The sequence below is a fragment of the Deinococcus misasensis DSM 22328 genome (assembly GCF_000745915.1).
Taxonomy (GTDB): Bacteria; Deinococcota; Deinococci; order Deinococcales; family Deinococcaceae; genus Deinococcus_C; species Deinococcus_C misasensis.
On the sequence record NZ_JQKG01000038.1, the window covers coordinates 26561 to 37925 of the forward strand.

Genomic DNA, 11365 nt, shown 5'->3' on the forward strand with positions numbered 1-11365 from the left:
AAGCCACTTTAGAAGCCCGGCCAGAAGTGTTTGGGGTTTCTGCTGTTTCACACAAGGAATTTGGATTAAGTATAAACAGAAATTTCTTTGGTGTTTTGTGGAATCAAAGTCTTTTTCTTATTTAAATGTGAAAAATGAAATGCTTCTTCAGGTGAACCGTGAATTTTTGTTCATCTTGTAAAAAAGAAAAGTGTGGGCTTTGGAGCCTAAAATGAGAACAACGACATTCGGAAAATGTCTTTTCACTTTTCAACCGATGTGTAAACCTTCCCAATGCAGGCGCAAGAGAAGGTGGTTTTTGGATTGTTTCCCTTGTGCCTGCAATCAGGAGAACCATGCACCATACCCTCAAAACACCAGCAGGTTTTACATTACTGGAAATGCTGATCACCCTGGCTGTGGTTTCCATCTTGATGGGCATTGGGGTTTCCGGTTACCTCGGGGCCACCCAGCGGTTGACCGCCCAGAACCAAGCCGAACACTTCCGGGGTTTGATCCGTGACGGGGCCACTCTGGCAGCAAGTCGCAGTCAGGCCCTGACCTTATCTGTTTCAGGCAACCAGATCGTGCTCAGAAATGGGAGCACCACAGTCAGAAGCGCAGAAATCACCCGAATTCAAACAGGTCTCACTGGAACGCAAAGCATCCAATTTGATGCCAGTGGTAGGGTGGTCCTGCCAGGCTCAGTCAGCAGTTTGAACATGGTGATCAACGGAAAAACCAAAGTGTTGCAAGTCAGCGGAATTGGACAAACAAGGTGGCAGCCATGAAGATCAAGCCCTTGCCTCTGGATTCACGCAGGATTCAAGGATTGACGTTGGTGGAGGTGCTTGTTGCTCTTGCCATCTTGTCTGTGCTGATGGCAGCCACCGCCAATGTTGCGGTGGGAAGCTACCAGAGCGACCATCAGGTGCAGCAGCGCAACCAACTCACGCAGATCATGATGGGTCTTGGGCGCAGGGTGATGGCCCAAGACATTCTGGTGCTGCCTGCTTCAGGTCAGACCAGTCTCAGCCTGAATGCCACCCAGTTGCAAAACCTTGGGTTTCAGAACACCACCCAGGTGAGCGCCATCATCACGGTCAGAAATCCTCTGGCTGTGGGTGGAACCCAAATCAATCAATTTTCTGTGCAGGTGTGTCGGAAAACCACCTGTGTGCAGACCAATGTGGGTTACTGAGGGGGCAGATGATGACACCGTTTCAAACCCATGAAAAAGGATTCACTTTGCTGGAGATTCTGATGGCCATGGGCATTGTGGGGGTTTTGTTGACAGCCCTGATTCAATTGACCACCAACGTCTCCAGCACATCTTCTGACCTGCAAAACCGCATCAATGCCACAGATGCAACCCGCCGACTGGGAGAAGTCATCACCCAGGAATTGCGTTCCAGTGCTTTTGGGGTGGTGGCCAACCAGCCGTATCCTTCTGGGGTCAATCAGATCAGTGTTTTGCGACCCATGGCCACCTCTGGCAACACGGTGGCAGGTGTTGGGGTGGTGCCCACAGCCAGTTTTGAATTGTCTGACAGCATCACAGCATACATGGGAAGCCTGCCTGCTGTCCCCTCAGGATCGTACTTGGTGCTCTTGAATGGAGCGTCGGCCCGGTTGATGCGCACCACAACGGCTACGGTTGCAGGCTCCACCCAGGTTTTGCGCCATGCAGGATGCCAGAATGTGCTTGGATCCAGCACGGCCACCCTCAGTCTGGTGACCCCTGTGGGTTTTCGCTACGATCCCGTCAACAAAATGCTCTATGAACGTCGGGGTGCAGCAGCAGAAACCATCATGGCGTGGAATGTGTCCACCTTTCAACTCAGGTACACCTATCTGAACACCAGCACGGGAACAGAAACAGTCTCCAACACCTACCAAGGACAATCGTTCAGCAATGCAGGGGTGATTTCCAGACTGAGTCGCATCAACCTGACGCTGGGCATCACTGAAAACGGCAAAACCCAACAGTTGAGCAACACCATCAATCTGGTTTCCCCCACAGGCCTCAACATCAACACTTACTCGGAGTGCACATGAGATCCAATCATCCTGAAAATGTTCCCTATGCTCAACGTGTCTCAACACCGCCAGAGCAAGGCTTTGCTCTGATTTCTGTGATCCTGATCATGGTGCTGGTGATGGGATTCATCAGCCTGCTCACAGCCCGATCATTGCAGCAAGTGCAAGCGTCAGGGGATTCCATGGGTCTTTCCTCTGCGACCTTGGCCTCTTACACAGGTCAACAGGTGGTCGGCAAAGCCCTCGCTGGTCCTTTGCGAGAAGACCTTTCGCAGGTTGTGATGAAAACTGGGCAGGCCACCAGCCGTTGGTCTTACGGATCAGGCACAGGAGATGTTCCAGAGCCTGCCAGTGTGGATGCTGCTCTGGCAGCAGTCAAAACCGCCATCCAGCAGCAAGCGGATGGAGATTTCTGCAACAACACCGTGACCCTTTCAGATCAATCCAAGGTTCGGGTGCGGTTGTATTTCACCAGTACGGCCTGTGGGCAGGCGTTGCCAGCAGGCATGGGATTGCCACCTGCCCGCTTTGTGGTGGGTGCTCCCAGAAACGGCACAGGAACCGTGGCCAACCAGACCTACAGTTTGCCTTACTTGGTGGTGGTGACTGGAGAGAAAGGCAGATCCAGCCGAATGACCACCTTGCTGGGCGAGTATCAATTTCAAGTGGGACGCAGCTCTTTTGCCCGGTTTGGTCTGTTCACCAACATCCACACCAGTGCAGCCGGAGACACTGTGGTGTTCACCAACAACATTTTGTATGACGGCCCAGTCCACACCAATGGTCGCTTTGCTTTTGCTGCAGGGACCCCTTACTTCGGGTCTTTTGTGACGTCGGCAGGATGCACCACCGCCACCTGCACTTCCAAATCCACTGGTGCTTTTGTGCAATCCCGCACCGGAGGTTACACCCTTCAGAATGCCAGCACCGCCAACACGGCTTTTGCTGGAGGGGGCACCAGTCCCAACTGCACCAGTCTGGGGGTCTGCCCTGAGCTCACCAGAGGGATTGATTTCAACGCAGCCTACATTCCCATGCCCACCAACAGTGCCAACCAGCAAAGTGCTGCGCAAGCCGCAGGACTGTTGTACACCGAGGCACGCACCCTCAAGTTGTGGGCCGCAGACATGAATGGCAATGTTCCTGCGACAGGTGTGAAAGCCACAGCCCAATACATCCAGAGTTGCAGAACCGCAAACACCAGCACCTGTGACACTTGGCGTGTGACCATGGTCAATGGTCAGATGGTGATCCAGAAAAACACCTCTACAGGCACCACTTGGACCACCACCACCACATCCTGGGGTGCTGGACGGGCGTTCAATGGGGTGATTTACGGACCTTCCTTCAGTCGGGTGGGAGGCTTGGACCGAACAGGAACGGGTCTTGAAACTGCCCCTGCGGCTCTGGCCTCTTTTGCCCAGATGACCATTGCCGCAGACAGCACCATCCGCATCACCCGGGACTTGAGGTACGAAGACACTCCCTGCGCAGGCAGACTGTCTCGGGGCACGGGAGGTCAGATCCAGACCGCCAGTTGCAACAACATGGGTGCAGACAACATTCTTGGGATCTACAGCCAGAATGGGGATGTCACGGTGGGCACCCACAGCAACTGCCTGGATGGGAGTTGCACCAACACCGAACGTCTGGACCATGCCCCCAACGATGTCGCCATTGAAGGGGTGGTCATGAGCAGCAGCGGTGAATTCAAGGTGGAGCAGCACGGTTCAGGCCGGGATCGGGGAGCGATCAACTTGCTCGGTGGTCTGATTGAGAATTATTACGGTCCAGTGGGCACCACAGGTGGAACCGGCTACAAGCGTTCTTTCACCTATGACCAGAGGCTGCTGCAAGGCATCTCACCGCCCTTTTTCCCCACCACCCCCAACGATGAAGTGACTGCGGTGTTCGTGCAAGGGTATGGCATCAAAGAGCAATAAAAAACCAGAGCAGGTCAAATGGAGGGGATTTCCCCTCCGTTTTTGTTGGATGGGCCGACCACATCAGCACAATGGGTGCCATCTCATGCTGGAGTTTGGTAAAAACGAATAGACTCTGAACATGTTCGCATCTGATTCAAAAACCAGATGTGTGTTGAAGAATGGAGGATTCATGCGCAAATGGTTCATCCCTCTGGTGTTTCTGGTTGCCCCTCTGGCCCAGGCCACCGATCTGGAAATTGGAGCAGGCTTTGCCACCACCCATCCTCACGGTCATGCAGAAATCAGTGGATTTTCAGTGGCAGACAACCTGACGTTGCTGGCTGGTGTCAGTGATCAGGCCGTTTGGCTGGGTGCAGACACCTCTTTTGATCTGGGTGTGGCAGGAAACCTTTCTGCAGGCATCAAAGCCCGTTACAACTGGATGCAAGATTACCGGATCGAAGGCAAACTGGGTGGGGTTCTGGGAAGCAAAGTCACTGTCAACCTGCAGGCCCATTACACCACCTCCTCTTTGACCTACTTTGACCAGTTTCAGGCGTTCACCCTGAATCCAGAGCTGGATCGATCTGGTTTTGGTGCGGAGCTGGACGGCAAATACCGTCTGGACCGCCAGTGGACCCTGATCGGTGCTGGAAAAGTGGGCATTGAGAATCAAGCCCAATTGGGCCTGCAATACCGGGACCGTGCGCTGGAATACCGGGCCGGAGTCGTCTGGGGTGACGGTTTTCAGGGCAACCTCTGGGGAGGCACAGCAGGCATCACTTACCGCGAAGACCTCGCCATCATGACTGTGGATGCTCTGGTCGGGTATCAGGCAGGGCAGGTGGCTTGGGGGGTCAAAGGCACAGTTGGGGTCTATGAACTGGAAAACTTCTTCAACAGCGATGTGACGGTGTTTGCTGCCTACGAGCCTTACCGTGAAGCGGTTTTCCCCCTCAGGTATGGGGTGGATCTGACAACCCCCATGAACAGAGGAAAACTGAACATCGGGGCCTACTTCACAGAACGGTATTACACCTTCAGAACGGCCTACAAGTTCACTCTGGACCCCGAGCCTGAACCTGAAGAAGACCTGAATGAGTGAATGCCAGTTCACAAGTCTACAAGACTTCTCACCTCTCCAGAAAGCAGACTAGAAGCATGAAAAGAGTGCTGTTTACTGTGTTGCTCATGGGCTCTGCTGCAATGGCACAGACCGCCGATGACATCATTGCCAAAGTGCAGGCCAACCAGAAGAACATCAAAGACGTGACCATCCGGGTGGTCGGCAAAGCCGAACTGGACAGCGGTGCACAGAGCATCGATCTGGACATCCAGAACATCCCCGGTCTGAACCTGACCCGCATCAGTTTCAATGCCCCTGACGCTCTGGCAGACAACGTGGTGATTGTGGACAAAAACACCGTCTACAATTACCTGTTCCTGACCAATCAGGTGACGGTCCAGAGCGCCAAGAAAGCCCGTCTGGAGGGCTTCAATTTTGACTTCACCCGCTTTGCTGATTTTTCCACCGAACTCAGCAAAGACAAGTTTGTCCTGAAGCTCATCGACACCGACACGGACAAAAACGGCAAGGTGTACGTGATTGAAGCCACCCCCAGAGAGCAGGATCTGGGTTTCACCAAAACCCGTGTGACCATCTCTGAAAACGGCTGGCGTCCCCTGAAAATGCAGGCCCTGGACAGCAAAGGCAAAGTGCTGGCAGACCTGAACTTCACCACCTGGAAGACCAACTCGGGCCTGAAAGCTTCTGCCCTCAAAAGTCTGCCCAAAGACGCACAGGTCATCAAGAAGTAAAGCGGTTTGTTTTGAAACCCTCTCCGATCATGGGAGAGGGTTTTTGCTTAAGCCATTTTTCAGAAGCACCACCTGATCCATTTTGCTTACAGTGAAACCACATGGATTTGACTTTGCTGGACGCCACAGAACTGGCAGAGGGCATCAGGGAAGGTCGCTTCACTTCTGAGGCGGTCACCCTTGCCCTGATTGAAAAACAACAGGAGTTGCCCCATCTCAACGCAGTGGCTTTTGAAGGCCATGCTCAGGCATTGCAAGTGGCCCGCCAGAGAGATCATGAGCGTGCTCAAGGCACCCTCCTTGGTCCTTTGCATGGTGTCCCTTTGACGGTCAAAGATTGGATTGACGTGCAGGGTTTGCCATGCGCAGGGAACATGCCCGAGCACCTCCACAGGATGCCTTCAGAAGATGCCAGCAGCGTCCGGCGTTTGAAAGAGGCTGGAGCGGTCGTCCTCGCCAAAACCACGGTGACATCGGACAGTCCTGTGTATGGTCGGACCCACCACCCACTGAACCCGGAATACAGCCCCACAGGTTCAAGCAGTGGAGAAGCGGTGCTGGTTGCTGCACATGCCAGTCCTCTGGGTCTGGGAAGCGACTCAGGAGGCAGCATCCGTCAACCTGCCCATGTCTGTGGGGTGTACGGGTTGAAACCCACCTCTGGACGGGTTCCACTCACCGGACATTTTCCGCCCATTGCGGGCCTGATTGACTCCAGAACCGTGATTGGACCCATTGCCCGTTCCCTGAGGGACATTGAACTCACCTTTCGGATTCTGTCCGGTCCAGATGGCCTTGACCACACGGCCCCTCCGGTTCCTCTGGTGGCTGGTCCCGAGAAGCCTCTGGAAAAGCTGAAAGTGCGCTGGTACAGCCACCATCCTGAACATGTTCTGCACCCTGAGATTGAACAAGCCCTTCTGGATGCCGTGCAGAAACTGGAGAAGCAGGGGGTGCAAATCGAACAGTGCAGACCTCCACTTCTGGAACAGGTCATGCCCATCACCCAGCAGTACTGGCAAACGGCCGAATCCCGCAGTGCTGACCTCTGGGATCCATGGGAAAGCACCCCACTGACCGGAGACCAGTTGGGTGCCCTGTACTTTCAATGGGACCACTTCAGACGCACGTGGTTGCGCTGGATGAAGGATGCAGACCTGATCCTCTGCCCGGTTTCCGACTTGCCTGCCCAACCCCACGATGTTCCCTCTGGAAGTGTGGCTTATACAGCCACCTACAGTCTGCTGGGCTGGCCTGCACTCAGTGTTCCTGGGGGATTCACGAAAGAAGGTTTTCCTGTGGGTTTGCAGGTGGTGGGCAAACCCTGGCGGGAAGATCAGGTGTTTCAACTGACCAGAGCCCTCATCCAGCCCTGAAGGTCACTCCATCCAGCTTTTCCAGGTGGCCTCATCGTGCCCGATGGTGACTTTCTGCCCGAAACGCACCAGAGGCAATATCAACAGGTCCGGGTGGTCCTGCACCAGTTCCAGCCAGCGGTCTTCAGAGAGCTTCATGAACTCAAGGCCTTTTTTCTGGTAGGTTTTGCTGCCCTTGTCAATCAGGTTGAGGAGGCCCCCAGCCTTCTGCACAAAGCGGGCCAATTCACCTTTGGCGATGGGACGCACCTCCAGATCCACATGGTGGATTTTGACTTTGCGTTCCTTGAAAAAACGCTCGGCTTTGCGGGCATCCTGTGACTTTTTGATTCCAAAAATCTGCACTTCCACCTTTTCAGTGTACCTGCTCCGTTCAGGTGGCCCCGATCACGATGACCGGAAACCCTTCGGGTTCCATTTCATGCAATCCTTGCTTGGCGAAGTAATGGGCTTGCTGTTCCAGCACTTCATGGACCCTGTGAGGATCACTGAAACGCAGAAACTCCTCTGTCAGACGCAGCACGACCCCTTTTGAGGGGGTGCTCTGGGGATCGCGCAGGGTCAGGTCGATGCTGTTGTCCTGAGACACACTGCCCGAGACTTGAAAGGCAAACCCTTGCTGCACAAGGTACTTCTGGGTGTGGGTTTGCAATTCGGGGACAATTTGAGGTGAAAATTCCATGCTCCAGTGTGCCCGAGGGGTGCTTTGAAGTCTGTCCGATTTGTAACATCCAGACCAAAACATCCACAAAAAACCGTCCCCCTGTTGCAGGTCAGGGGGATGGGTCAGGAGAGGACAGGCGGCCTCTGGTGAGGTTCAACAAAAGGGAAAAAAGAAAACAGTGGAATCAAATGCAAAGAATCTAAGAGTGGAGGCTTGGGTTTCAAGTCATTGCCAGGATGAAAGGTTTTTTTCAAGTTGAAATTCAGCAGGTCGGGTGAGCCGGTCCAGCAAGAGCACGATGCTGAGCAGCAAGCTTCCGCAGAGCAATCCAATTCCCAGAGAAAGTACGAACAGCATGTGCGCCTCCTTTGTGGCGAAACGGTCACTTCCGGACCTGTTTTCAGCTTAACCATGAAGACTGAAATTGCACTGAATGTCACTGAATCGATTCTGAGACCTGCTGAGTGGCTTCTGATCCCGAGAAATCCTGAAGAGATGTACTTATTTGAACTGAGTATAAATACTATCAATGCAGTGGTGAAGGGCCTAAAAAACACCTCTGGGTGAATAAAAATCTTGAGGAAGCAGGAAGGGCTCTGGGGGTGTTGACATCTTCTGCAATACCGCATATACTTTTTGTCGCTGCGCACGAAAGCGCGCAAGCGAAAAGGGTTGTTAGCTCAGTCGGTAGAGCAAGTGACTTTTAATCACTGGGTCGTAGGTTCGAGCCCTACACAACCCACCATAGAAACCCCCGTCCTAGACGGGGGTTCTTGCTTTTGGTGTTTATGCTGATTTTGCAGCAAAGAGCTGCCGTACAACAATTTTGCAACAATGAGCTTACTCGACAGCCCACCGAGTAGCGGGACAAGGTAATCTACCGTGCGGTTGGGAAAGCCAAATAAGAAATCCCTCTGGCCACACCAGAGGGGGATATTTGGACGCACACTCCTGAACGTCTCAAACAGTATATGTCACTATTTGTCGCACAAGTATGTTGCTACGCTTCACAGACGTACTCCTACATATCCAGAGATGCGCTTAACAACCTGCTCCAAATCGCGTCCAACGCTGTTCACAATCCCTGCAGTTTCATCAATTTGCTTGTTTGCTCGTGCCAGTTCTCTGGTGATCATGGCAGCTCCAACCAGATTGGCCACCACCACCAAACCAAAACCGGCCAACATGATTTTTTCTGATTGACTCAAACTCATGTCATTCCTTTCCGGACCACTTGTCCCATGCCACGGTATGCAGGTCCAGAGGGAGCCTTTTGGCCACTTCCAGAACCCGTTTGGTGTACACGTAGCTCTTGTGACCACACTCCGCTTTCCAAACGCTGTACGTTTCAAACTGTGGTCCAGGACATCCCAGCTGCAAGGCCTGCTGGAACCCTCCATAACCCATCCCGTAAATGCGTAGACAGTCCACCACAGACTTTCTGGCCTCCGGGAAGCTTCTCCGGATGTACTTCATGTACTTCAGGCCGATCCTGATGGCATCCTCATAGCTGAGGGGTGGCCAGTGCTCACCGACCTGCTGGGCTGCAACTGCAGTCACCTGCAGGGGCCCGACCGCGCCGGCACCATTTGGGGTCATGGCCGGCCTGCAACCACTTTCAGCGAACGCATGCCCGATCGCAAGGTCCAGAGGAAACTTTTCCTTCTCGCACTGGGCAATGAAGGCCAGAGCCAATTTGTACATCAGGGCCCCACTGGTTTCCTTCGCCACCACATCCATCCAATCCTGCATGGTCTTCAACTGGCTCATGTTGTACCCGGCCTGATAGATCCCCATTTGTACCGCTTTGGCCTGCTTGTCTCGGGGCCGGCTGTACAGGTTAGAAATGGGGCGCTTGTCCACCCCATCCACATATCGGCGTAATTTCGGTCCTGATGGCACTCCTGGCTTTGGTGGATCCGGATCCGGAAGCACAGGATCATCTACTTTGCGCGGAAGGTTTGCTTTGGTGACAGTGGTGGCTTTGGGCAGCAGGGCCATCCCCACCAGAATCCCACCCACAACCAGATAAGGGGTCAGGTTTTTTCGATCCATGATCCATCCTCCAATCCCCCCATAGACTGGCCACCCAAACCATGTTTACGGGTGTTGCGAGTCACCCACCCGCCCCTTTTGAAGTAAATGAAAGCATTCAGATCGTCTAGGGTGGCCAGCATTGCCCCTGCAGAGCCAGAGAAGTGAGTCAGTGTTTTTCCTGCAGGAATTGGAATTTTTAAGATCACATGTGGTAGGGGTACCGGGACTGGCTGGATCTTGACAGCAGGGGAAACAGCACCGGAATTGATCATGCTTCCCGAATCTCCAGACATTGAGCCCTGATGCTCTGGATGTCCTGAGCATTCAACAGGTGCTCCCGCCACACCACAAAACCGGGAATCGGGGAGGCTTTAAGCTCTTGTGATGCTTGCAGGGCTGCAAATGCAGCCAGATCCAAATTCTGTGCTTCCCCCTGCAAAACCACATTACCTAGGGTTTCATTGCTTCCATCCTTACGGCGCAAGATGATGCTGTATGTGTACTGGTGCATGAGTCTCCTTTCTTAAACCCTGTTGAAACTGACATCCATCACAAAACTCAATGTGTTAGAGGCAGTTTTATTGATGGGGGCATCCAGCTTTATTAAAAATCCAGAAATAATAGCCGCTTGACTGCTAACATGAACACCGAATATCAATTCATTGATTGACCCATTGAATTGGGATGTACTCAGTGTCACGCGCCGGGTACGTTTACGGCTCCCACCCACATACGCATCAACCGTCATTGACGCACCGGAACCAGCAGTAACAAACCACTGGGTCGCCTGAGCATGAGCAGGAAGCGCCACAGAAGGGAAATGTGCATTAAAGTTGGTTCCGGTGCTCTGAAGCAACTGCTGAAACAATGTCTGAATGTTTGAATCGGTTGCCCAACACCCTCCCACACCCGTAACAGTGCCCAATCCCGTCACAGGGAAAGACACTGGGGCAAAAACGGCGGGTAAAGTGAGCGTAAGAACGTGAGTGATTTTGAGCTGTTTACCGCTGGAGACAGCAATGGACACAGGATTATTTGATCCATCCCTAAACAGCTCTCGGATGCTTAGGCTTCCCGTGCTTTGGCGGGCCAATCCCCATTCAGTCAAATTGTAACTACTAGAGAAGTTCAACACCCGGACGATGGTTGAAACGCATTTATACACGTTGTTAACCGAATCGTAGCTGTAAACTGTGCCTTGCTCTGTGATCTTGCTACAGTTTTGTTGACTCCAGGTTGAGCTGTCAGAATAGGAGTCAGACCGTGAGAAAAACGCCCACCAAATACAGCACAGATTTTAAGCTTCAAGCCGTCCAGTTGGCCACCCAACCTGGGATGACCGCCACCAAAGTGGCAGAAGACCTGGGCATTTCCGTCCAAATCCTGTGTCGCTGGATCCGCAAGCATAAGGAAGCACAGGAACAGGGCCGACCCGTCTTCACCGGTCGAGGTGTTCCAGCCCTGACCGAACAGGAAAAGCGCATCCGAGAGCTGGAAAAGGAAGTCGAAACGCTGCGAATTGAGCG

Annotated in this window: 16 protein-coding genes and 1 tRNA gene; 9 read left to right on the top strand and 8 right to left on the bottom strand. The window is 53.2% G+C overall.

Annotation, left to right across the window (positions count from 1 at the left end; genetic code table 11):
* The first annotated feature begins 335 nt into the window (after window positions 1-335).
* The 7 genes from Q371_RS18425 (at window position 336) to Q371_RS18455 (ending at window position 7138) form a co-directional block, all read left to right on the top strand.
* On the top strand, window positions 336-770 hold the full coding sequence (locus tag Q371_RS18425; protein ID WP_084571527.1) for a pilus assembly FimT family protein: 435 nt from the start codon (window positions 336-338) through the stop codon (window positions 768-770).
* Entirely contained in the window at window positions 767-1180 is a 414-nt protein-coding gene (locus Q371_RS26000; RefSeq protein WP_051964766.1) for a PulJ/GspJ family protein, read from the top strand. The genes Q371_RS18425 and Q371_RS26000 overlap by 4 nt, the downstream gene beginning before the upstream one ends.
* Before the next feature lie 11 nt (window positions 1181-1191).
* Complete coding sequence (locus tag Q371_RS18435) at window positions 1192-2037, top strand: PulJ/GspJ family protein (protein WP_169743886.1); 846 nt, start codon at window positions 1192-1194, stop codon at window positions 2035-2037.
* Complete coding sequence (locus tag Q371_RS18440; RefSeq protein ID WP_051964768.1) at window positions 2034-3962, top strand: DUF4900 domain-containing protein; 1929 nt, start codon at window positions 2034-2036, stop codon at window positions 3960-3962. The genes Q371_RS18435 and Q371_RS18440 overlap by 4 nt, the downstream gene beginning before the upstream one ends.
* A gap of 172 nt (window positions 3963-4134) precedes the next feature.
* Window positions 4135-5049 (top strand): hypothetical protein, encoded by a 915-nt coding sequence (locus tag Q371_RS18445; RefSeq protein ID WP_034343140.1) that lies wholly within the window; start codon window positions 4135-4137, stop codon window positions 5047-5049.
* A 56-nt stretch (window positions 5050-5105) separates the two neighbouring features.
* Window positions 5106-5762, top strand: a complete 657-nt coding sequence (locus Q371_RS18450) for an outer membrane lipoprotein carrier protein LolA (RefSeq protein ID WP_034343142.1) — start codon at window positions 5106-5108, stop codon at window positions 5760-5762.
* Window positions 5763-5863: 101 nt separating this feature from the next.
* Window positions 5864-7138, top strand: a complete 1275-nt coding sequence (locus tag Q371_RS18455; RefSeq protein WP_051964770.1) for an amidase — start codon at window positions 5864-5866, stop codon at window positions 7136-7138.
* 3 nt (window positions 7139-7141) lie between these two features.
* Here the strand turns inward: Q371_RS18455 and Q371_RS18460 are convergent, their stop codons facing one another.
* The 3 genes from Q371_RS18460 to Q371_RS28120 form a co-directional block, all read right to left on the bottom strand.
* The gene (locus Q371_RS18460; RefSeq protein WP_245618370.1) at window positions 7142-7489 is read right to left on the bottom strand and encodes an arsenate reductase family protein; all 348 of its coding nucleotides are present in this window, start codon (window positions 7487-7489) and stop codon (window positions 7142-7144) included.
* A 22-nt stretch (window positions 7490-7511) separates the two neighbouring features.
* The gene (locus Q371_RS18465; RefSeq protein ID WP_034343144.1) at window positions 7512-7820 is read right to left on the bottom strand and encodes a hypothetical protein; all 309 of its coding nucleotides are present in this window, start codon (window positions 7818-7820) and stop codon (window positions 7512-7514) included.
* A gap of 207 nt (window positions 7821-8027) precedes the next feature.
* Window positions 8028-8159 carry a hypothetical protein gene (locus Q371_RS28120; RefSeq protein ID WP_281174327.1) on the bottom strand — a complete coding sequence of 44 codons (132 nt, stop codon included), beginning with the start codon at window positions 8157-8159 and terminating at the stop codon, window positions 8028-8030.
* Window positions 8160-8471: 312 nt separating this feature from the next.
* On the opposite strand from Q371_RS28120, the gene Q371_RS18475 reads away from it, so the two are divergent.
* Window positions 8472-8547, top strand: a tRNA-Lys gene (locus tag Q371_RS18475).
* Between the two features lie 262 nt (window positions 8548-8809).
* On the opposite strand, the gene Q371_RS18480 is transcribed toward Q371_RS18475, so the two are convergent.
* Genes Q371_RS18480 through Q371_RS18500 form a run of 5 tightly spaced genes read right to left on the bottom strand, consistent with a single transcriptional unit; the run spans window position 8810 to window position 10866 of the window.
* Window positions 8810-9016: a hypothetical protein gene (locus tag Q371_RS18480; protein WP_034343150.1), complete on the bottom strand. Its 207-nt coding sequence runs from the start codon at window positions 9014-9016 to the stop codon at window positions 8810-8812.
* A gap of 1 nt (window position 9017) precedes the next feature.
* Window positions 9018-9857: a transglycosylase SLT domain-containing protein gene (locus Q371_RS18485; protein ID WP_034343151.1), complete on the bottom strand. Its 840-nt coding sequence runs from the start codon at window positions 9855-9857 to the stop codon at window positions 9018-9020.
* Window positions 9839-10111, bottom strand: a complete 273-nt coding sequence (locus Q371_RS18490) for a hypothetical protein (protein ID WP_034343153.1) — start codon at window positions 10109-10111, stop codon at window positions 9839-9841. The genes Q371_RS18485 and Q371_RS18490 overlap by 19 nt, the downstream gene beginning before the upstream one ends.
* Window positions 10108-10350 carry a hypothetical protein gene (locus tag Q371_RS18495; protein ID WP_034343154.1) on the bottom strand — a complete coding sequence of 81 codons (243 nt, stop codon included), beginning with the start codon at window positions 10348-10350 and terminating at the stop codon, window positions 10108-10110. The genes Q371_RS18490 and Q371_RS18495 overlap by 4 nt, the downstream gene beginning before the upstream one ends.
* A 12-nt stretch (window positions 10351-10362) precedes the next feature.
* Window positions 10363-10866 (bottom strand): hypothetical protein, encoded by a 504-nt coding sequence (locus Q371_RS18500; RefSeq protein WP_034343155.1) that lies wholly within the window; start codon window positions 10864-10866, stop codon window positions 10363-10365.
* Between the two features lie 236 nt (window positions 10867-11102).
* On the opposite strand from Q371_RS18500, the gene Q371_RS18505 reads away from it, so the two are divergent.
* A partial coding sequence (locus Q371_RS18505; protein WP_034343156.1) for a transposase occupies window positions 11103-11365 on the top strand: 263 nt, incomplete at its 3' end.